14 protein-coding genes and 3 rRNA genes are annotated in these 22,028 nt (G+C 45.6%); 16 read left to right on the forward strand and 1 reads right to left on the reverse strand.

Annotation, left to right across the window (positions count from 1 at the left end; translation table 11 throughout):
• From dnaA to gyrB, 6 genes are all read left to right on the forward strand, one after another.
• A complete protein-coding gene (gene dnaA / locus NSQ66_RS00005) occupies positions 1-1,347 on the forward strand; it encodes a chromosomal replication initiator protein DnaA (protein WP_036677741.1) in 1,347 nt (448 codons plus the stop codon).
• A 197-nt stretch (positions 1,348-1,544) separates the two neighbouring features.
• Positions 1,545-2,687 carry a DNA polymerase III subunit beta gene (dnaN, locus tag NSQ66_RS00010; protein WP_036677739.1) on the forward strand — a complete coding sequence of 381 codons (1,143 nt, stop codon included), beginning with the start codon at positions 1,545-1,547 and terminating at the stop codon, positions 2,685-2,687.
• 48 nt (positions 2,688-2,735) lie between these two features.
• Entirely contained in the window at positions 2,736-2,963 is a 228-nt protein-coding gene (gene yaaA, locus NSQ66_RS00015) for a S4 domain-containing protein YaaA (RefSeq protein ID WP_036677736.1), read from the forward strand.
• Positions 2,964-2,986: 23 nt separating this feature from the next.
• The gene (gene recF / locus NSQ66_RS00020; RefSeq protein WP_036677733.1) at positions 2,987-4,105 is read left to right on the forward strand and encodes a DNA replication/repair protein RecF; all 1,119 of its coding nucleotides are present in this window, start codon (positions 2,987-2,989) and stop codon (positions 4,103-4,105) included.
• Positions 4,106-4,122: 17 nt separating this feature from the next.
• Entirely contained in the window at positions 4,123-4,371 is a 249-nt protein-coding gene (locus NSQ66_RS00025; RefSeq protein WP_036677731.1) for an extracellular matrix/biofilm biosynthesis regulator RemA family protein, read from the forward strand.
• A 47-nt stretch (positions 4,372-4,418) separates the two neighbouring features.
• Positions 4,419-6,329, forward strand: coding sequence for a DNA topoisomerase (ATP-hydrolyzing) subunit B (gene gyrB / locus NSQ66_RS00030; RefSeq protein ID WP_036677726.1), 1,911 nt, complete (start codon positions 4,419-4,421; stop codon positions 6,327-6,329).
• 80 nt (positions 6,330-6,409) lie between these two features.
• Here the strand turns inward: gyrB and NSQ66_RS00035 are convergent, their stop codons facing one another.
• Positions 6,410-7,285: a YheC/YheD family protein gene (locus NSQ66_RS00035; RefSeq protein WP_052096700.1), complete on the reverse strand. Its 876-nt coding sequence runs from the start codon at positions 7,283-7,285 to the stop codon at positions 6,410-6,412.
• Positions 7,286-7,641: 356 nt separating this feature from the next.
• Here NSQ66_RS00035 and gyrA point away from each other — a divergent pair, with 356 nt between their 5' ends.
• The 10 genes from gyrA (at position 7,642) to NSQ66_RS00085 (ending at position 22,027) form a co-directional block, all read left to right on the forward strand.
• Positions 7,642-10,206 carry a DNA gyrase subunit A gene (gene gyrA / locus NSQ66_RS00040; protein ID WP_036677722.1) on the forward strand — a complete coding sequence of 855 codons (2,565 nt, stop codon included), beginning with the start codon at positions 7,642-7,644 and terminating at the stop codon, positions 10,204-10,206.
• A 256-nt stretch (positions 10,207-10,462) separates the two neighbouring features.
• On the forward strand, positions 10,463-11,560 hold the full coding sequence (locus tag NSQ66_RS00045; RefSeq protein WP_076124333.1) for an HD-GYP domain-containing protein: 1,098 nt from the start codon (positions 10,463-10,465) through the stop codon (positions 11,558-11,560).
• 380 nt (positions 11,561-11,940) lie between these two features.
• Positions 11,941-13,498, forward strand: a 16S ribosomal RNA gene (locus NSQ66_RS00050).
• Positions 13,499-13,730: 232 nt separating this feature from the next.
• Positions 13,731-16,657 (forward strand): 23S ribosomal RNA (locus NSQ66_RS00055).
• Between the two features lie 129 nt (positions 16,658-16,786).
• Positions 16,787-16,903: ribosomal RNA gene (gene rrf, locus NSQ66_RS00060) — 5S ribosomal RNA — on the forward strand.
• The 16S, 23S and 5S rRNA genes sit together here, the layout of an rRNA operon.
• Positions 16,904-17,057: 154 nt before the next feature.
• Positions 17,058-18,674, forward strand: a complete 1,617-nt coding sequence (locus NSQ66_RS00065; RefSeq protein WP_036682548.1) for an ABC transporter substrate-binding protein — start codon at positions 17,058-17,060, stop codon at positions 18,672-18,674.
• Entirely contained in the window at positions 18,671-19,660 is a 990-nt protein-coding gene (locus NSQ66_RS00070) for an ABC transporter permease (protein ID WP_063829812.1), read from the forward strand. The genes NSQ66_RS00065 and NSQ66_RS00070 overlap by 4 nt, the downstream gene beginning before the upstream one ends.
• Positions 19,657-20,523 (forward strand): ABC transporter permease, encoded by an 867-nt coding sequence (locus NSQ66_RS00075; protein ID WP_094903843.1) that lies wholly within the window; start codon positions 19,657-19,659, stop codon positions 20,521-20,523. Before NSQ66_RS00070 ends, NSQ66_RS00075 begins: the two co-directional genes overlap by 4 nt.
• Positions 20,523-21,281, forward strand: coding sequence for an ABC transporter ATP-binding protein (locus tag NSQ66_RS00080; protein ID WP_076142582.1), 759 nt, complete (start codon positions 20,523-20,525; stop codon positions 21,279-21,281). The genes NSQ66_RS00075 and NSQ66_RS00080 overlap by 1 nt, the downstream gene beginning before the upstream one ends.
• Positions 21,278-22,027, forward strand: a complete 750-nt coding sequence (locus tag NSQ66_RS00085) for an ATP-binding cassette domain-containing protein (RefSeq protein ID WP_076142584.1) — start codon at positions 21,278-21,280, stop codon at positions 22,025-22,027. The genes NSQ66_RS00080 and NSQ66_RS00085 overlap by 4 nt, the downstream gene beginning before the upstream one ends.
• Position 22,028 lies beyond the last annotated feature (1 nt).

Raw genomic sequence — 22,028 nt, forward strand, 5'->3', positions numbered from 1 at the left:
GTGGACAGCCATACTTCCGAATTATGGCAACAAATTTTATCGATTATTCAAACCAAATTAAGCAAGCCGAGCTTTGATACCTGGTTTAAGGCTACTAAAGCGATAACCTTCAACTCCCAGGTTCTCATTATCTCGGCACCTACAACGTTTGCTGTAGAATGGCTGGAAAGTCGTTACACCAAACTGGTAGGAGCAACCGTCTACGAAGTCACAGGGAAACAAGTGGATGTAAAATTCGTGATTGAAGAAAGCAAGCCGCCTGAGCTTGTGGTTCAGCAATCCGCTCCGACTCCCGTAGTATCAAGAGAAGAAGCACAAACGCATCTGCTTAATCCAAAGTACACTTTTGACACCTTTGTAATCGGCTCTGGGAACCGCTTTGCGCATGCAGCCTCACTGGCAGTGGCCGAAGCACCAGCCAAAGCATACAATCCCTTGTTTTTATACGGTGGTGTAGGTCTGGGCAAAACCCATTTGATGCACGCAATTGGGCACTATGTCCTGGAACATAACCCAAATAACAAGGTAATTTACATCTCGTCTGAGAAATTCACGAATGAATTTATCAATTCGATCCGTGATAACCGCGGTGAAAGCTTCCGTAACAAGTATCGTAATGTTGACATTTTGCTTATCGACGACATTCAATTCCTCGCTGGAAAAGAGTCTACACAGGAGGAGTTTTTCCATACTTTCAATGCGCTCCACGAAGAACGCAAGCAAATTATCATCTCCAGCGACCGACCACCAAAGGAAATTCCCACACTGGAAGAACGGCTGCGTTCCCGGTTCGAATGGGGCTTGATTACGGATATTCAACCACCAGATCTGGAGACCCGGATTGCGATTTTACGCAAAAAGGCTAAGGCAGAGAACCTTGATATCCCTAATGAGGCCATGATGTATATTGCCAACCAGATTGACACCAATATTCGTGAGCTTGAGGGTGCATTAATCCGGGTAGTTGCTTATTCTTCGCTTACCAACCAGGATGTAACCACTCATTTGGCAGCTGAAGCGCTCAAGGATATTATTCCTTCCAGTCGTCCCAAGATGATCACCATCGCTGATATTCAGCAAAAAGTCGGAGAATACTACAATTTGCGCCTTGAAGACTTCAAAGCACGCAAAAGAACCAAAGCCGTAGCGTTTCCACGTCAAATCGCAATGTATCTATCCCGTGAACTAACGGATTATTCACTGCCTAAGATTGGTGAGGCTTTCGGAGGACGTGACCATACGACCGTAATTCATGCGCACGATAAAATTACACAGGCATTAAAGGTCGATCAGGAGTTGTACAAAGTGGTAAATAATCTTGCGGAGAAAATTAAAAATCCTTCCTAAGAGGAACAAAGAGCCTATACACAATCTATACACATGTGGGTAGGCTTAATTTTATGCTGTTTGGTGGGGTTATCCACATATTCGTCGCCCCTACTACTAATACTATTAAATAACTATAATAATTCATCATGTAAAGACGCGTAATTAACAGACTCAAATCCATCGAAATTCCCAATTTTTCAGCTAGGAGTGAAATCATGAAAATAAGCATTCTTAAAAATGAGCTCAACGAATCCATTCAACACGTATCCAAAGCTATATCCAGCAGAACAACAATCCCTATTTTGACCGGTATTAAACTGGAAGTTAGCCATCAAGGCGTCACATTAACTGCAAGTGATACCGATATTTCTATTCAATCGTTTATTCCAGCAGAGAATGACAGCCACACCATCGTGAAGATAGATCAGCCAGGAAGTGTTGTTCTTCCCGCTAAATTTTTCGTCGAGATTATTAAGAAGCTGCCCTCCAAAGAAATCCACATGGAAGTAAAAGAAGGATTCCAAACGTACATTTCTTCCGGATCCACTGAGATTCAGATGGTAGGTTTAGACCCTGAAGAATTCCCAGTGTTGCCGAGCATTGAAGAGAATGACACGATCTCTCTACCAGGTGATTTGCTGAAAAATATGATTAAACAAACAGCCTTTTCTATTTCTACCCAAGAGACAACTCCGATATTAACGGGTATACTATGGAATCTGAGCGACAATGAGTTTAAGTTTACAGCGACTGACCGTCACCGCTTGGCAACAAGAGCTGCTAAACTTGAAGGCACGGAAAATGTCAATTTCGGAAATATTGTTATTGCCGGTAAAACCCTTAATGAGCTCAGCAAAATTATCCCTGACCAAAATATGCTGGTTGATATTGTCGTTGCGGATAATCAAGTTCTCTTCAAAATCGACAAAGTACTGTTTTATTCACGGATCCTTGATGGGATTTATCCTGATACTTCTAGAATTATTCCAACAACCTACAAAACAGAACTAACTTTAGATACAAAAAAATTAAGCGAATCGATTGATCGTGCTTATTTGCTGTCCCGGGAAGAGAAAACAAATATTGTTCGTATGCAGACGCTTGATCAAGGCGGTATTGAAATTTCTTCAAGCTCATCAGAGCTGGGTAAAGTTCGTGAGGAACTTGAAGTCATTGATTTCAAAGGTGAACCTCTCAAAATATCTTTCAACTCGAAATATATGCTTGATGTATTAAAGGTCATAGAGAGTGAGCAGCTCGTTATTGCATTTACAGGGATGATGAGTCCGATCATTTTGAAACCACTTGACCAAACCAATAGCTTGTATATTATTTTGCCTTACCGTACAACAAATTAATGCCAACATTCATGAACATGTGGATAAGTGGCTGAAAGGATAAAAACCATGAAAAAAATACTTATCCACAGTGGATACATTAAGCTGGACCAATTTCTGAAACTCGCAGATTGTGTATCCACAGGTGGAATGGCCAAAGCGTTATTGCAGGAAGGTCACGTTCTGGTCAACGGAGAGGTAGAGGAACGGCGCGGCAGAAAACTTTATCCGGGTGACAAAATCGAAGTGCAGGATAACGGGACCTTTGAGGTTGAAGGCGGAGGAGTAAAAGAGTAGTACGCTAGGGGAGGAACCATTTCGTGTTTGTTAAAAATATCGGTCTGCAGCATTATCGGAATTACGGGCTGCTGCGTCTGGAGAGCCTGGGCGATGTGAATCTGATTCTGGGTCAGAACGCCCAAGGCAAAACAAACCTCATGGAGGCATTGTTCGTCCTGGCGATGACCAAAAGCCACCGTACCTCTAAGGACCGCGAACTTATCTCCTTCGATGCCCCCGGAGATGCAGCTCAGATCGTTGCCGAGGTAGAACGAAAGTATGGCGATCTCAAGCTGGAGCTCACCCTATCTGCCAAAGGTAAAAAAGCCAAGATCAATGGCTTGGAGCAGCGGCGCCTTAGTGAGTTTGTTGGATCTCTGAATGTGGTCATGTTTGCACCGGAAGATTTAGAGATTGTAAAAGGGACCCCTGGTATCAGACGGCGTTTTCTTGATATGGAGATCGGCCAAGTCCAGCCTAGTTATCTATTTCACCTACAGCAGTATCAAAAAATTCTCTTGCAAAGAGGTAATCTCTTAAAGCAATTATGGGGAAAAGAGGCTGCAGGGAAAGAGCTTTTGGAAATCTGGGATGCTCAACTTGTAGAGCATGGTGTTAAAATCGTCAAAAAAAGGAAACAATTCATAAAGAAGCTGCAAATATGGGCTGAAAGCATTCACCGGGGGATTACGAACGGCGGAGAAGAACTGAAATTGCTCTATGTCCCCTCTTTCGGCGATCGGGATGAGGAAGATGAAGCTGTCTTATTAGACAATTTTATGTTAAAGTTATCACAAACGAGAGAACAAGAAATCAGGCGCGGCATGACGCTGACGGGTCCCCATCGGGATGACCTGTCCTTTTTTATCAACGGAAGGGAAGCTCAGGTCTACGGTTCTCAAGGACAGCAGCGTACCACGGCTTTATCGCTTAAGCTGGCGGAAATCGAGCTGATCCATGAAGAAATCGGAGAATATCCTGTGCTGCTTCTTGATGATGTTTTATCCGAGCTTGATCCTTACCGCCAGACCCAGCTTATTGAAACCTTTCAAAGCAAGGTACAGACATTCATTACCGCTACCGGAATTGAGGGTCTGAATGCCGATAAATTAAAGGGCGCCAGCCTATTTCATGTTCATGATGGAAAAGTTGAGTTATAAAAGAGCGGAGGACGATCATGTATATTCATTTGGGCGGGGAGAAGATCATTAGGTCTTCGGAGTTAATTGCTATATTTGATATTTCGATTGAGAAATCTTCCAAGGTATCTAAGCAATTCGTTATTCACTCTGAGCAGGATAAGAAGCTTGAGCGGATTGGCGAAGAGGAAGCAAAATCTATTGTCGTAACTAAAAATATCGTGTATTACTCCCCAATTTCCTCCTCCACTCTTAAAAAAAGAGCCAAAATTTTGCTCGAAATATAACTTGCATTTGGTAACAAAGAGATAATCAGAAAGAAGTAGGTGAAGGCATGTCAATGAATCAACCGACATATGATGAGAGCCAGATTCAGGTACTGGAAGGGCTGGAAGCGGTTCGGAAACGTCCGGGCATGTATATTGGTTCGACTAGTTCTAAAGGTCTCCATCACTTGGTATGGGAGGTCGTCGATAATAGTATCGATGAGGCACTCGCAGGTTATTGTGACCGGATTCAAGTGATTATACATGAGGATAACGCGATCACTGTTATCGATAATGGACGTGGCATACCTGTAGGTGAGAATGTAAAGCTTAAGAAGTCGACGCTTGAAGTCGTAATGACCGTGCTGCATGCAGGCGGTAAATTCGGCGGTGGCGGATATAAAGTTTCCGGTGGTTTGCATGGTGTGGGTATCTCTGTAGTAAATGCCTTGTCTGAAAAGGTCCTTGTTAAGGTCAAACGTGACGGTCATATCTACCAACAGGAATATAGACGCGGTGCACCGCAGTATGATATCAAAATTGTTGGCGATTCAGATGAGACAGGAACGACTACAACCTTTCATCCGGATCCTGAAATATTTACGGAAACCACAGTTTTTGAATATTCGACACTGCTTACTCGTATTCGGGAGCTAGCTTTTCTTAACAAAGGAATCGAGCTTTCGCTTCATGATGAGCGGACGGATGTCACCAACGTGTTCAAATACGAGGGTGGTATCGTTGAATATGTGAAATATTTGAATGAGAAAAAAGAAGCACTACATGAGGATCCGATCTACGTGGAAGGCTCACGCGATATGATCCAAGTTGAAGTGGCTCTCCAATATAACGATTCGTATACTGAGAACATCTACTCTTTTGCGAATAATATTAATACGCATGAGGGCGGAACGCATGAATCCGGCTTTAAAAGTGCGCTGACCCGTATCATCAACGATTATGCTCGTAAAGCGGGAGTACTGAAGGATAGCAATTCGAATCTGACTGGTGATGACGTGCGTGAAGGATTGACAGCCATTATTTCTGTCAAAATTCCAGATCCACAATTCGAAGGTCAAACGAAAACTAAGCTCGGAAATAGTGAAGTGCGGGGTATCGTAGAATCACTGTTCGGAGAGAAATTACAAGAGTTCCTGGAAGAAAATCCAGCAGTATCACGTCGCGTTCTTGAGAAATCACTTTCCGCTTCACGCGCACGAGAAGCTGCCCGTAAGGCACGTGAGTTAACCCGTCGGAAGAGTGCGCTTGAAGTCAGTGCTCTGCCTGGTAAACTCGCCGACTGTTCATCCAAGGATGCCTCGATCAGCGAACTATACATCGTCGAAGGTGACTCAGCGGGTGGATCGGCTAAGCAAGGCCGGGATCGCCATTTCCAAGCGATTCTACCGTTGCGTGGTAAGATCCTAAACGTTGAAAAAGCTCGGCTTGACCGTATTTTATCTAACGCCGAGATTCGCGCCATCATTACGGCTTTGGGCACAGGGATCAGCGATGACTTTGACTTATCGAAGGCTCGCTACCATAAAGTCGTTATTATGACCGATGCCGACGTCGATGGAGCCCATATTAGAACGCTATTACTAACGTTCTTCTATCGTTACATGCGGAAGCTAGTAGACGCGGGTTATATCTATATTGCACAGCCTCCTCTCTTTAAGATTGAGCGCAATAAGGTTATCCGCTACGCAGGCAGCGAGAAGGAACGTGATGATATTATCGCTTCTTTTGGAGAAAATGCGAAGGTTAACGTCCAACGTTACAAAGGTTTGGGAGAGATGAATGCAACCCAACTTTGGGACACAACGATGGACCCAGAGACCCGTATGATGCTCCAGGTTACGATTGAAGATGCGATGCTGGCAGATAGTATTTTTGATACACTTATGGGTGACAATGTTGAACCAAGACGTGACTTTATCCATGAGCATGCCAAGAACGTTAGATACCTTGATGTGTAAAAACAATATTTAATACAACCTCCGGCTTCTATTCCTAACGGAATGAGAACGCTGGAGGTTCTTTGATTTCAAGCTTCTTTTTAGGCTCTTGTAGATTGTTTATTGCGGGTCGAATAAGGGGATTTTCTTGCTTTTACACGTCCATAGGCTACGGCATAGCGATGTATTTTACGATAGATTGATTTATCAGGAAATAATTTGAATACAGCAATGGACGGAAGAGTGTTGACTTCCAGCAGCCACATATCCAGATGTTGATCCATGGCAATATCCAGACCAATCTCTTTGATTCCTGGATAGGCAGATTGAAGCTGTGTCGCAATTTGTATACCCAAAGCTTTTAAGTGATTGATCGTAACTAGGACTTGGGAGGGCGGCATATAGTTTTTTAGTAGAGTACTTACGGAAAGGATACTGCCTCCACTGTGATAATTGGTGACGATTTTTTGAGGGGCAGCTACTCTTCCAAGCATTCCTGTTGTTTCCCATACTCCTGATGGAGTCTTTTGGGTAAGAACCCGAAGATCAAAAGGGCGGTCTTGATGACGCAGAAGGTCAATTCCTTTTTGGATCAAATAGGTCCGATTCTGAATTCGTTTCTGTAAGTTCTCATACAGCTCTTCTGGTGAGAAAAACACTTCCGCAGTCTTCCCATATCTTAAAATATACAAGATCTGTTCTTCTGGCTCTTCTTTATTAACGTTATCGAGGTCGGTACCGTGTTCAGCTTTCTGTTTGCTAGTGCTAAGAGTTACAGTACGCTGCTCAGCTCTCATTACACCGATACCATAACTTCCCCGATCAGGCTTAATATAGACCATTGTATATAACGCAAGCATTTCCTTAAGAGCATTGACATCGAATTTACGGGTATCAGGCACATATTGCAATAGAGAGTGATTTTGAAGGATGACTTTCGTTTTAGCCCATTTGCTTGGGACGCGTTGAATCTTCATTATCTTCCTCCTTATGAGTTTTGTGCAGGAATAGGTCCTTTGGGTTCCTTGTTGTAAAAAATGCAGTGGCAGCATAATCTTTGACAGCTGAAAATCAGGACAAGCTACCTAAACAATGGTATAATATAAGGATATGGGGTTATGCCTTATCGAACGATATTAGGATAATAAAACCGTGTTTCTTGTCTTTACAGTCTATGTAGTAAAGATATTTGCGGAAAGGGCAAATACCCTGATAAGCGCAAAAAGAAATCAATATTAGAAGATAAAAGGCTATCATGTTTAATTGTGCTACTTTTGTGAAAGTAATATAATTAAGGGTAGCGGTTTTTTAACTGAAGGAGGTCCAGCAACTCATGGCTGAACAAAATAACCCACAAGTCAAAGATCGGGACATTGGCGTGGAAATGCGTGAATCCTTTATGGATTACGCAATGAGCATCATTGTTAGCCGGGCTTTGCCAGATGTGCGGGACGGACTCAAGCCGGTTCACCGACGCATTTTGTTTGCGATGTCGGAGCTTGGAATGTCTGCGGATAAGCCTCATAAGAAATCTGCAAGAATCGTCGGTGAGGTTATCGGTAAGTACCACCCTCACGGTGACTCAGCTGTCTATGAAACAATGGTACGGATGGCTCAGGATTTCTCGATGCGCTATATGCTTGTAGACGGTCACGGGAACTTTGGTTCGATTGATGGTGATATGGCCGCGGCGATGCGGTACACAGAAGCCCGTCTTTCCAAGATTGCAGGCGAAATGCTTCGTGATTTGAACAAAGAGACAGTTGACTTCGCACCCAACTATGATGGTGAAGAGAATGAGCCGGTTGTATTGCCAGCCCGTTATCCGAATCTGCTCGTAAATGGGGTATCTGGTATTGCTGTAGGTATGGCTACTAATATTCCACCGCATAACCTTGGTGAAGTTATCGATGGTGTGCAGGCGATGATTAAGAATCCTGATATCACGCCAATGGAATTGATGGAGTTTATCCAAGGTCCGGATTTCCCTACGGCTGGATATATTTTGGGTCGTGAGGGCATTCGTCAGGCTTATCGTACGGGTCGTGGTTCAGTAACCATGCGTGCGAAGGCAACGATCGAAGAGAACAACGGCAAGGCTCGCATCATTGTGCATGAGCTTCCATACCAGGTTAACAAAGCAAGATTGGTTGAAAAAATCGCAGAATTAGTACGTGAGAAACGTATCGAAGGTATAACGGATCTTCGAGATGAGTCTGACCGTAACGGTATGCGTGTAGTTGTTGAGATGAGACGCGATGTTAATCCAAATGTAGTATTAAACAATCTATATAAACATACTTCTATGCAATCCACATTTGGGATTAACATGCTTGCCATCGTAAATAACGAGCCGAAAATTCTTAATCTGCGTGATGTACTTTATCATTATTTGCAGCACCAGATTGAAGTTATTCGTCGTCGTACTATATTTGATCTTAAAAAAGCTGAAGCACGCGCTCATATCTTAGAAGGTCTGCGCATTGCGCTTGATCATCTGGATGAAGTGATTGCGTTAATCCGTGCTTCGCGGACAACTGATATAGCCCGCGAAGGATTAATGAGCACCTTTAGCCTCAGTTTAGAGCAGGCTCAGGCTATCCTCGATATGCGGATGCAACGCCTGACCGGTCTGGAACGGGAAAAGATCGAGAATGAATATAACGAATTGATCGTTAAAATTGCAGAGTACCGTGAAATTCTGGCTAACGAGCATCTTGTACTGGAAATCATCAGCAACGAGCTGCAGGATATCCGTGATAGATATTCTGATGAACGCCGGACAGAGATTACGGTTGGTGAAGAAAGTATCCTGGATGAAGACCTTATTCCACGTGAAGAGGTTGTTATCACTATTACACATACAGGATATATCAAACGTCTACCTGTCAGCACCTACCGCAGTCAGAAGCGCGGTGGTCGCGGAGTCATGGGGATGGACACCAAGGACCAGGATTTTGTGGAGCATCTCTTCGTGAGTAACTCTCATAACTATCTGATGTTCTTTACCGATAAGGGTAAAGTTTACCGGATTAAAGCTTATGAGATCCCAGAATTGGGCCGTACAGCCCGGGGGACACCAATCATCAACCTGATTCAAATCGAACAAGGTGAGAAGATTAGTGCGGTAATCCAAGTGGAAGATGGCGATAGCGACAAATATTTGTTCTTTGCTACCCGCGAGGGTATCGTGAAGAAGACGCCTCTTGGAGATTATAATAACATCCGTAAAGGCGGTCTTATTGCTATTAATCTTCGTGAAGAAGATTCCCTGATCGAGGTTAAGCTGACTGATGGACAGCAAAATCTCATTATCGGTACAGCTCGCGGAATGTCGATTACGTTCTCAGAGAATGATGTGCGTTCTATGGGACGTAGCGCGACTGGCGTTAAGGGCATTACGCTTGACGGTAATGACCATGTCATTGGTATGGACTGTGTCGATAAGGAGCTTGAGGTTCTGATTGTTACTACCAAGGGTTATGGTAAACGGACACCAGCCGGTGATTATCGTTCCCAGACTCGTGGCGGTAAAGGGATCAAGACCATTAATCTCACCGATAAGAATGGTCCTGTAGTGGGTCTTAAGGTCGTTAAGAAGGATGAAGACTTAATGATCATTACGACTAGCGGTACCCTGATTCGTACCAGCATGGATGGAATCTCTACTATGGGCCGTTACGCTCAAGGGGTTAAGCTGATTAACATCCGCGAGGATGACGCAGTAGCTACCCTGTGTAGAGCTGACAAGAACGAAGAGGATGAATCTGAGGAAGTGGAAGGTCTGGAAGGCTTGGAAGGGCAAGAAGGCCTGGATGGGCAAGATACAGTCGAGGAATCTGGCGATATTGATCAGCCTGAGATCCTGACTGAGGACGAAGACACTGACCTAGAATAGGTTGAATTCAAAAAAGAGCAAGGGCTTCTATTCCAGAAGTTCTTGCTCTTTTTGTTGCCTTTTGAATGACCGATGCTTCAAAAAATAAAATAAATATTTTGAAAGAATAGTTTTCACTGCACTAGTGTCTTCCATTTATCCGTACTATAATTAGCCAATAGAATCCTATAAAGTACTAATTTCTCAGAAATTATCTGTCTTATCAATGTGAGGTAATGCTGGGTGTACGGCTTATAGAAATTAAGGGGCTGAGTATATGCCAAATATATTGGTTGGAGAAGTTAAAGCAGGCTCAAAGATAATAAAGGATGTAATTACACCTTTAGGGGGGACTTTATTCACTAAGGGAAAAATATTGCTCCCTCGTGATCTAGATATTTTACAGGCTTTTTTGATTGGGCAAGTGGAAATCGAAGGTGACCAAGGTGAGGCGAGTTCGGATGGAGCCAAAACAACAGCTAAGCAAGCTTCCCCTAAAGCTGGAGCCATTATCAACGAATCGATGTTGGCCAAGACTAATTCTCCTCTACATGATGAATACGATAAAATGCTCACTCTTATTAAGAACAGCTATCGATCGGTAACGGCAGCTTCACTTCCTATTTTTGAGCTTCGCAGTCAGTTAGAGACATTAATAGGTTATTTGAAGGATTATCATGTCTTGAAGTTTACACCGCGCACTTTAAAATATGAGGATTACAACTATCACAATGCTGTGTTGTCCGCGTTGACCTCCTATAAAATCGCTCAGTGGTGTGGGTACCCACAAAAGGATTGGATGCAGATTGCTTTTGCAGGATTATTACATGATATCGGTAATGCAAAAGTAGACAGCTCACTTTTACAGAAACCGGAGTCACTTAACAATAGTGAAATAGAAGAGGTACGCCGACACACTACATATGGTTATCAATTATTACGCAATGTTACAGCGATTAATGAAGGGGTAAGACTTGCCGCCTTGCAGCATCATGAGAAGATTGATGGCTCTGGTTATCCATTGAAGCTGGACGGCAGTCAGATTCATTTCTACGCTAAAGTAGTCGCAGTAGCAGATATATTTCATGCTATGACCTTAGAAAGAGCCTACAGAAGAGCACAGTCTCCTTATTTGGTACTAGAGCAGATTCTGACAGAAAGCTTCGGTAAGCTTGACCCAGTGATTGTGCAGACGTTTATACAGAAGAGTACTGATCTCTTTAATGGCACTAGAATCAAATTAAGCGATGGGCGTCATGGGGAGATTATCTTCACTGATCGCGCAAACCCTACACGTCCGATGGTTAAGATTGAGGAAACAATAGTTAACTTGATGCTGGAACGTGAATTGTATATTCAAGAGATCATTGCATAGGGTGTAGTTACAAGGGAATAAGGCTGTGCTAGCCACTCTATATCGCAGTATTGAGGCTTTTGGCAGCACAGTCTCTCATTTATCTATTATATTTCAAAAAAAGACTTGCAATGCATCTCCATACATGATATATTCTAAGTCCGGCCAAGAAGTACACATGCCGAGCTCGAAAAAGAAGTTAAAAAAAGAGCTTGACATTAAATAGCCGAACATGATATAGTATAAGAGTTGCTGCTGAGACATTAAACGGCGCCAACGAGAACTTGATCTTTGAAAACTGAACAACGAGTGAGTAGGAAATCACGCAAGTGAAATCCAAAATTAGAGAATTAATTTTCTCGTCAGATGTTTCAAAATGAGCATATCGCTCTTTTCAATACTAATTGGAGAGTTTGATCCTGGCTCAGGACGAACGCTGGCGGCGTGCCTAATACATGCAAGTCGAGCGGAGTTACTTTGAAAGCTTGCTTTCAAAGTAACTTAGCGGCGGACGGGTGAGTAACACGTAGGCAACCTGCCCTTCAGACTGGGATAACTACCGGAAACGGTAGCTAATACCGGATAATTTCTTTTTTCTCCTGAGAGAAGAATGAAAGACGGAGCAATCTGTCACTGAGGGATGGGCCTGCGGCGCATTAGCTAGTTGGTGGGGTAACGGCCCACCAAGGCGACGATGCGTAGCCGACCTGAGAGGGTGAACGGCCACACTGGGACTGAGACACGGCCCAGACTCCTACGGGAGGCAGCAGTAGGGAATCTTCCGCAATGGGCGAAAGCCTGACGGAGCAACGCCGCGTGAGTGATGAAGGTTTTCGGATCGTAAAGCTCTGTTGCCAGGGAAGAACGTCCGGTAGAGTAACTGCTACTGGAGTGACGGTACCTGAGAAGAAAGCCCCGGCTAACTACGTGCCAGCAGCCGCGGTAATACGTAGGGGGCAAGCGTTGTCCGGAATTATTGGGCGTAAAGCGCGCGCAGGCGGCTATTTAAGTCTGGTGTTTAAACCTTGGGCTCAACCTGAGGTCGCACTGGAAACTGGGTGGCTTGAGTACAGAAGAGGAAAGTGGAATTCCACGTGTAGCGGTGAAATGCGTAGATATGTGGAGGAACACCAGTGGCGAAGGCGACTTTCTGGGCTGTAACTGACGCTGAGGCGCGAAAGCGTGGGGAGCAAACAGGATTAGATACCCTGGTAGTCCACGCCGTAAACGATGAGTGCTAGGTGTTAGGGGTTTCGATACCCTTGGTGCCGAAGTTAACACAGTAAGCACTCCGCCTGGGGAGTACGGTCGCAAGACTGAAACTCAAAGGAATTGACGGGGACCCGCACAAGCAGTGGAGTATGTGGTTTAATTCGAAGCAACGCGAAGAACCTTACCAGGTCTTGACATCCCTCTGAATCTGCTAGAGATAGCAGCGGCCTTCGGGACAGAGGAGACAGGTGGTGCATGGTTGTCGTCAGCTCGTGTCGTGAGATGTTGGGTTAAGTCCCGCAACGAGCGCAACCCTTAACTTTAGTTGCCAGCAGGTAATGCTGGGCACTCTAGAGTGACTGCCGGTGACAAACCGGAGGAAGGTGGGGATGACGTCAAATCATCATGCCCCTTATGACCTGGGCTACACACGTACTACAATGGCCGGTACAACGGGAAGCGAAGCCGCGAGGTGGAGCCAATCCCATCAAAGCCGGTCTCAGTTCGGATTGCAGGCTGCAACTCGCCTGCATGAAGTCGGAATTGCTAGTAATCGCGGATCAGCATGCCGCGGTGAATACGTTCCCGGGTCTTGTACACACCGCCCGTCACACCACGAGAGTTTACAACACCCGAAGTCGGTGGGGTAACCCGCAAGGGAGCCAGCCGCCGAAGGTGGGGTAGATGATTGGGGTGAAGTCGTAACAAGGTAGCCGTATCGGAAGGTGCGGCTGGATCACCTCCTTTCTATGGAGAATCGTTCTCTGCAATGAGAACATTCAAATCGGAAGCTCAGCTTCCAAAACTCAGGTTTAGGCCTGTTACTCACTCGTTGCTCAGTTTTGAGAGTTTAAGCTCTCAAGTAAGACTTGATCCTTGAAAACTGGATACCGAAACGAATTTGCGTTTTAGAACATCTTTTAGCAACTTGTGCAAACAAGTAAATGTTATTAGTGAGATTTTTCTTCGGAAAAATCAAGGTTAAGCTAATAAGAGCACACGGAGGATGCCTAGGCGCCAGGAGCCGACGAAGGACGTGGCGAACAACGAAACTGCCTCGGGGAGCTGTAAGCAAGCTTTGATCCGGGGGTGTCCGAATGGGGAAACCCAGCTGTGGTAATTCGCAGTTACTCATACCTGAATACATAGGGTGTGTAGAGGCAGACCAGGGGAACTGAAACATCTAAGTACCCTGAGGAAGAGAAAACAATAGTGATTCCGTCAGTAGCGGCGAGCGAACGCGGAACAGCCTAAACCAAGGGGCTTGCCTCTTGGGGTTGTGGGACGTCTCACATGGAGTTACAAAGGAATATGGTAGGTGAAGAGGTCTGGAAAGGCCCGCGATAGAGGTAAAAGCCCTGTAACCTAAACTGTGTTCTCTCCGAGACGGATCCCGAGTAGTGCGGGGCACGTGAAACCCCGTATGAATCCAGCAGGACCATCTGCTAAGGCTAAATACTACCTGGCGACCGATAGTGAAACAGTACCGTGAGGGAAAGGTGAAAAGCACCCCGGAAGGGGAGTGAAATAGAACCTGAAACCGTGTGCTTACAAAAAGTCAGAGCCCGATCTATGGGTGATGGCGTGCCTTTTGTAGAATGAACCGGCGAGTTACGTTTAACATGCAAGGTTAAGCCGAGAAGGTGGAGCCGCAGCGAAAGCGAGTCTGAATAGGGCGATTTAGTATGTGGACGTAGACCCGAAACCGTGTGATCTACCCCTGTCCAGGGTGAAGGTGCGGTAACACGCACTGGAGGCCCGAACCCACGTACGTTGAAAAGTGCGGGGATGAGGTGGGGGTAGCGGAGAAATTCCAATCGAACTCGGAGATAGCTGGTTCTCCCCGAAATAGCTTTAGGGCTAGCCTCGGTATAAGAGTAGTGGAGGTAGAGCACTGATTGGGTGCGGGGTCCGCAAGGATTACCAAGCTCAGTCAAACTCCGAATGCCATATACTTATTGCCGGGAGTCAGACAGTGAGTGCTAAGATCCATTGTCAAAAGGGAAACAGCCCAGACCATCAGCTAAGGTCCCCAAGTGTGTGTTAAGTGGGAAAGGATGTGGAGTTGCACAGACAACCAGGATGTTGGCTTAGAAGCAGCCACCATTGAAAGAGTGCGTAATAGCTCACTGGTCGAGTGACTCTGCGCCGAAAATGTAACGGGGCTAAACACACCACCGAAGCTATGGCTAGATACGTATGTATCTGGGGTAGGGGAGCGTTGTGTAGGGGTTGAAGGTGTACTGAAAAGAGCGCTGGACACTACACAAGTGAGAATGCCGGTATGAGTAACGAAAAGATCAGTGAGAATCTGATCCGCCGAAAGCCCAAGGTTTCCTGAGGAAGGCTCGTCCGCTCAGGGTAAGTCGGGACCTAAGGCGAGGCCGAAAGGCGTAGTCGAAGGACAACAGTTTGAAATTACTGTACCACCGTAATCCGCTATGAGCGATGGGGTGACGCAGGAGGGTAGTGACGCGGACTGATGGATGTCCGTCTAAGCAGTGAGGCTGATGTGTAGGCAAATCCGCACATCGATAAGGCTGGGCTGTGATGGGGAGCGAAAATTATAGTAGCGAAGGTCATGATCTCACACTGCCAAGAAAAGCCTCTAGCCAGGAGAAGGTGCCCGTACCGCAAACCGACACAGGTAGGCGAGAAGAGAATTCTAAGGCGCGCGGAAGAACTCTCGTTAAGGAACTCGGCAAAATGACCCCGTAACTTCGGGAGAAGGGGTGCCCCGGTAGTGTGAATAGCACGAGGGGGCCGCAGTGAAAAGGCCCAAGCGACTGTTTAGCAAAAACACAGGTCTGTGCGAAGCCGCAAGGCGAAGTATACGGGCTGACGCCTGCCCGGTGCTGGAAGGTTAAGGGGAGTGGTTAGGGGTAACCCGAAGCTATGAACCGAAGCCCCAGTAAACGGCGGCCGTAACTATAACGGTCCTAAGGTAGCGAAATTCCTTGTCAGGTAAATTCTGACCCGCACGAATGGCGTAACGACTTGGGCGCTGTCTCAACGAGAGATCCGGTGAAATTTTAATACCTGTGAAGATGCAGGTTACCCGCGACAAGACGGAAAGACCCCATGGAGCTTTACTGCAGCTTGATATTGAATTTGGGTACGATCTGTACAGGATAGGTGGGAGCCGTAGAAATCGGAGCGCAAGCTTCGGTGGAGGCGCCGTTGGGATACCACCCTGATCGTATCTAGGTTCTAACCTAGTACCCTTATCGGGTACGGGGACCGTGTCAGGCGGGCAGTTTGACTGGGGCGGTCGCCTCCTAAAGAGTAACGGAGGCGTTCCAAGGTTCCCTCAGAATGGTTGGAAATCATTCGCAGAGTGCAAAGGCATAAGGGAGCTTGACTGCGAGACCTACAAGTCGAGCAGGGACGAAAGTCGGACTTAGTGATCCGGTGGTACCGCATGGAAGGGCCATCGCTCAACGGATAAAAGCTACCCTGGGGATAACAGGCTTATCTCCCCCAAGAGTCCACATCGACGGGGAGGTTTGGCACCTCGATGTCGGCTCATCGCATCCTGGGGCTGAAGTAGGTCCCAAGGGTTGGGCTGTTCGCCCATTAAAGCGGTACGCGAGCTGGGTTCAGAACGTCGTGAGACAGTTCGGTCCCTATCTGTCGTGGGCGCAGGAAATTTGAGAGGAGCTGTCCTTAGTACGAGAGGACCGGGATGGACGTACCGCTGGTGCACCAGTTGTTCCGCCAGGAGCATGGCTGGGTAGCTACGTACGGACGGGATAAGCGCTGAAAGCATCTAAGCGTGAAGCCCCCCTCAAGATGAGATTTCCCAATTAGTAAGACCCCTTGAAGACGACGAGGTAGATAGGTTGGAGGTGGAAGTGCAGCAATGCATGGAGCTGACCAATACTAATCGGTCGAGGGCTTATCCTATACTTAGAATGCAGATTCGTTTCGGATTCAGTTTTCAGGCGATTAAGCCTGTAACACGCTTAGAAATTCATTGTCACTTCTGGTGATGAACCGAATTTCACGCGGCAGCGTCTGTTTCACAGACGCATGTTTGGTGGCGATAGCGGAGGGGTTCCACGCGTACCCATCCCGAACACGACCGTTAAGCCCTCCAGCGCCGATGGTACTTGGACCGAAGGGTCCTGGGAGAGTAGGACGTTGCCAAGCACGCAAGACCACTGTTGAGTAATCGACAGTGGTCTTTTTGTTATGTATATTTACTTAAGGATTGTTGCAAATTAAATTATGTTTGACAGACTACAGTGTTTAACCCATAATACAATTCATACTAAACATATAAGAATTATAGGGGGAGCGAATTATGTCATACTTTAGTGTATCTATTAAGAAACCGATTCTGTTGGGGGCAATAGCAGTTTTGCTATTGATGTTAATTGCAGGGTGCTCGGGGTCTAATAATAAGGCTGATTCAAATAAAGAGGCACAGGAAAGTGCGAGTCCGGCAACTCAAAGTCCTCAAACTGCAGAACCTGCAACGGGAGGGACTTTCGTCTATGGACGACCTGCTTCTGTAACTTCGCTGGATTTGCATAATCAGATTACGTCCAACAATGCTTTTGCAATCGACAAAGTCTTTGAATCATTAGTCGCTTTTGACAGCGAAGGTGAAATTGTAGATTGGCTTGCTAAGTCACATAATATCAGTGAAGATGGTCTGACGTATACATTCGAGCTTCGTGATGGTTTGAAGTTTTCAAATGGTACGGATGTGACTGCAGAAGATGCTGTTTTCTCTCTTGAGCGGCACTTGAAGGTAGGCGGCCCGCTGGCAATATCTGCAAAGGTGGACACAATCAAAGCGCAAGATAACAAAACGCTTGTTATTACACTTAAAGAGCCTTATACACCATTTATCTCGGAGCTATCTAATTTCTCAAATGGTATCCTTCCTAACAATTTCGGTGGAGTATCCGAAGAAGAATTCTTCAAGAAACCAATCGGTACGGGACCTTTTGTTGTTGAAACATGGGACACTGCAGGTGATCTGACCTTCACTAAGAATACATTCTACTGGCAAGAAGGTAAACCCTATATTGATAAGCTTGTTTATAAGCTGATTGAAGATGACAGCCAAGCGATTAACCAGCTGAAGGCTGGAGAAGTTAATGCTATTGAATCTTTGGCTCTGCAAAATGCCAATGAGATTAAAGATGGGGCTGACACTAAAGTAGTTACTAACGGTAGTTGGGTGACAGAGCAATTGTTCTTTAATACGTTGGATGAACATTTTTCTGATGTGCATGTCCGTCGCGCTCTGGCGCTGGCGCTTGATCGTGAGGGCTTGACCAAGGCGCTAACCTTTGGTTATGCACAAACAGCAAACTCATTGCTGCCAACAACGATTCCTTATAACGCAAATGATACAATCAAAGCACTGAACTTTAATATCGAAGCAGCCAAGGAGGAGCTTGCAAAATCTGCCTTCCCTAATGGCTTCACTACCAAATTACTTGTAGCATCCGGTAATAGCACAAGAGCTCAAGAGGCACAAATTATTCAGGCAGCGGGTCAAACGATCGGGATTAAGATTGAGATTGAATCGATTGAACTTGCCACTTTCCGTGAACGTTTCTTCGCATATGATTTTGCGGCAATGCTGAACAGCGGTCAGGCGGATTCCCCTGAAGCGAACTCAATTATTGCTTTCCAAACTGATCCGGAAGGCTTCAGCAAATCATATTGGACGCATTATACAAATAATGAAGTTACGAAGCTTCTATATGAGGGACAAAAAACTGCGGATGGCGATGAACGTGCACAAATCTATACTAAGCTGCTGCAGACCCTTGCTGATGAAGTTCCGTATATTCCGCTTTACTATCCAGATGTTTTAAAAGGTATTCGTTCTTCAGTTGACGGTCTCGTTGTTCTACCGAACGGCAGTGCCCGTTTCGAAGATGTCCGCATCAGCCAATGATGAATCTTAAGCAGGCGTTAAATCAACCGAAAGGAAGCAAGGGTTCTTATAACTGGCTTGTGATATCTCTTATAAAAGCATTGGCAGTGATCTTCTGTGTAATGATAGCAGTCTTTTTCATCATTCGAATCGTGCCGGGAGATCCAGCAAAAATGATTTTGGGAGAATACAGCACCCCTGAGGCGCTCAAGAGTATGCATCATACTCTTGGGCTGGACCTCCCTTTATGGGAGCAATTCATCCGATTTGTGAAGACGCTGTTTACTCGAGGAGATACTGGAAACTCCATTATTATGGGGACATCAACAAGAGAGTTGATTACACAACGGGCCCCTGTTACTTTGCTGCTCATCGTGATGGCTTGTGTGTTGGCGATTTTTGTATCTCTTCTGCTCGCTACGGTAGCCGCTACGCATAAGGATAAACTGCTGGACCATTTGATACGTATTTTTCCTACAATTACTCTAGGTATGCCAATCTTCTGGGTTGGCTTACTTTTAATTTTGCTCTTTAGTGTCCGGCTTGGCTGGTTCCCTGTTGGGGGAGTAAGTGAAGGGTGGGTCGGAACCTTGCATAGTCTTGCACTTCCAGCAATCACTGTTGCTTTTTCACAGGTTCCTACGCTTGTTCGTTCATTAAGAGCGCAGATGCTTGAAGTGTTAGAATCGGATTTTGTAGTCACCCTTAAGGCTGCGGGCATACCAAACAGGGTTATTTTATTTAAACATGTGCTGCGCAACTCTGCTCTTCCTACGCTAATGCTGCTGGGTGTGAATATTTCTTATTTAATCGGAGGCACCTTGGTCGTTGAGCAGGTATTTGGAATTAAGGGAATTGGCAGCTTATTGTTCACTTCAATTTCGAAACGGGACTTTCCGGTTATTCAAGGAATAGCACTTTACTGTGCGCTATCTGTTGTGATCATCAGTCTCTTGATTGAAATCATTTCCTGGTGGCTTGATCCCAGAACGAAAGGAAAACAATGAAAACTATAAGACTAGACTCGCGATTGTATGAAGACGGTAAGATAACAAGCGGCTTAAAGCGAATATGGAATACCCCTTCACTTCTAGTGGGAATTATTATGTTTGCAGCTCTTATTCTCTTGACTGTGTTTATACCTTATATAAGTCCTTATGACCCTTCTGAGCAAAATTTGAGTGCCTTTTTACAGCCTCCGTCAGGCGAACATTGGTTGGGAACTGATCAATTAGGGCGTGATCTGTTTACCAGACTGATTTATGCAGCGAGGACTGATTTGAAAATCATGGTCTTGGCAGAAATCATTCCCTTTTGCACAGGTGTATTTCTAGGAATGCTGGCAGGATATTACGGCAAATGGATCGATACAGTTATTACGCTGTTGTCAGATACATTCATCGCCTTTCCTTTTTATCTGATCGTTATTATCGTTGCTTTTGCTAGTGGAGCAGGAGAACGGGGCATTTATATTACTTTTATCTTTGTAGGATGGATTGTCTTTGCCCGTGTCGTCAGAGGTCTTAGTGCTTCTTTTCGCAATCAGGAATGGGTGGCATCCGCTCAAACCTTAGGGCTACCTGGAGTGAAAATTATTTTACGTCATCTCCTGCCTAATGTACTACCGCAAGCCGTGGTCGTCCTTATGACAGATATGATTGGATTGCTTGTTGCCATTGTTACGCTCGGGTATCTTGGTATCGGCATTACACCGCCAACTCCTGACTGGGGGACAATGATTTCAGATGGGCAGCCCTTCATCACTACAGCTTGGTGGCTCTCGGCCGTGCCGGGATTTGCAGTGGTGTATACGGGGATAGCTTTGTCGCTCCTAGGTGATGGTTTGGCAGACATATGGAGGAAAAAATAATGTCTATACAACCCATTTTAGAAATAGAGGCGCTATCGCTGGCAGCTAAGTCAAATGACAGATTGGTCAATAATGTTAGTTTTTCGCTGGGTAAAGGGGAGAGTCTGGGATTAGTAGGTGAATCGGGATCAGGAAAATCGCTTACGCTGCGTGCAATTTTAGGCTTGCTTCCAAATGGTGTTGAACAGACTGGTGGCACCATTAAAAGTGACGTAAGCAGTGCGATGGTCTTTCAAGATCCAAGAGGAGCGCTTGATCCGCTCTGTACGGTTGTCAAACAACTGGCTGAAGTTGTGTATTACAGACAGAGAGTAAGCCGTAAGACCTCGCGGGTAATTGCACTGGAACTGCTCGAAAGGCTTGGTCTCCCCGATTCATTGAAGAAAAAGGACCGGTATCCGAGTCAGCTGTCAGGCGGTCAGTGTCAACGGGTAGTCATCGCTCTGGCACTGGCGTGCAAGCCAGGCATACTTCTCTGTGATGAACCGACAACGGCGCTGGACGTCACGGTTCAACGGCAAATTATTGAGACGATCACGAGCCTCCAGCATGAGCTCAGTTTTGCCATGGTATTTGTTACGCATAACCTAGCGATTGCAGCAAACTTGTGTTCACGGCTATGTGTAATGAAACAGGGACAGATTGTTGAGCAGGGCAATACCCTTGATATTTTGCAAAATCCGAAAGACCCTTACACACAGATGCTGATTGATTCGGTGCTTCCTTTGCCAGAGCTTGAAAGGAGTAGAGAATCATGAAATTAGCCTTGCAAATAAAAGATTTAACTGTTGATTATGGCGGCTTTACTGCACTGGATCGTATCAATCTGAATCTTGAGCAGCACACCACCCTTGGGCTTGTTGGAGAATCCGGATCAGGGAAATCTACGCTGGCGCGAGTAATTGCTGGACTGATTGCCCCAAATGAGGGGCAGATTCTGTTGGGTACCCAAGAATTAAAAAAGAAAAGAAGCCGTGAGCAGCACAAAACAATCCAGATGATATTCCAAAATCCAGATGCTTCGCTAAATCCTAAACATTCGATTAGGCAAATTCTTTCCGAGCCCTTATTGTTTCATAAAATAGTGGGGCGTACAGGTGTTGAACAAAGATGCAAAGAGCTTTTGAATCAAGTTCATTTAGAACAGAAGGCCTTAGACAAATTCCCACATGAATTTTCCGGCGGCCAGCGTCAACGGATAGCGATCGCTCGTGCATTAAGTGTTGAGCCAAGCATCCTGATCGCGGATGAACCTACAAGTGCGTTGGATGTATCTGTGCAGCTTAGTGTGCTCGAACTGTTTAATACGCTGAAGGCTGAGCTTAATCTCACCATGCTTTTTATTTCTCATGATCTAGGTGTAATCAATGCAATTAGTGATACGGTAGCAGTTATGCGGCAAGGAAAGCTCGTGGAGCAGAGTCCGCGGGACCAATTCTTCATCCGTCCTAAACATGAATACAGTTATGAGCTGTTGTCAGCGGTTCCGAAAATGCCAAAATAAA

The organism is Paenibacillus sp. FSL H3-0329, assembly GCF_037963285.1.
Taxonomy (GTDB): domain Bacteria; phylum Bacillota; class Bacilli; order Paenibacillales; family Paenibacillaceae; genus Paenibacillus_AQ; species Paenibacillus_AQ odorifer.

Bases quoted from the DNA above. Each gene is read 5' to 3' on its own strand.
- NSQ66_RS00075 (WP_094903843.1), top strand. From the start codon at position 19,657: ATGAAAACTATAAGACTAGACTCGCGATTGTATGAAGACGGTAAGATA.
- gyrB (WP_036677726.1), top strand. From the start codon at position 4,419: ATGTCAATGAATCAACCGACATATGATGAGAGCCAGATTCAGGTACTG.
- dnaN (WP_036677739.1), top strand. From the start codon at position 1,545: ATGAAAATAAGCATTCTTAAAAATGAGCTCAACGAATCCATTCAACAC.
- NSQ66_RS00065 (WP_036682548.1), top strand. From the start codon at position 17,058: ATGTCATACTTTAGTGTATCTATTAAGAAACCGATTCTGTTGGGGGCA.
- gyrA (WP_036677722.1), top strand. From the start codon at position 7,642: ATGGCTGAACAAAATAACCCACAAGTCAAAGATCGGGACATTGGCGTG.
- NSQ66_RS00070 (WP_063829812.1), top strand. From the start codon at position 18,671: ATGATGAATCTTAAGCAGGCGTTAAATCAACCGAAAGGAAGCAAGGGT.
- NSQ66_RS00045 (WP_076124333.1), top strand. From the start codon at position 10,463: ATGCCAAATATATTGGTTGGAGAAGTTAAAGCAGGCTCAAAGATAATA.
- NSQ66_RS00025 (WP_036677731.1), top strand. From the start codon at position 4,123: ATGTATATTCATTTGGGCGGGGAGAAGATCATTAGGTCTTCGGAGTTA.
- NSQ66_RS00080 (WP_076142582.1), top strand. From the start codon at position 20,523: ATGTCTATACAACCCATTTTAGAAATAGAGGCGCTATCGCTGGCAGCT.
- NSQ66_RS00035 (WP_052096700.1), bottom strand. From the start codon at position 7,285: ATGAAGATTCAACGCGTCCCAAGCAAATGGGCTAAAACGAAAGTCATC.
- yaaA (WP_036677736.1), top strand. From the start codon at position 2,736: ATGAAAAAAATACTTATCCACAGTGGATACATTAAGCTGGACCAATTT.
- NSQ66_RS00085 (WP_076142584.1), top strand. From the start codon at position 21,278: ATGAAATTAGCCTTGCAAATAAAAGATTTAACTGTTGATTATGGCGGC.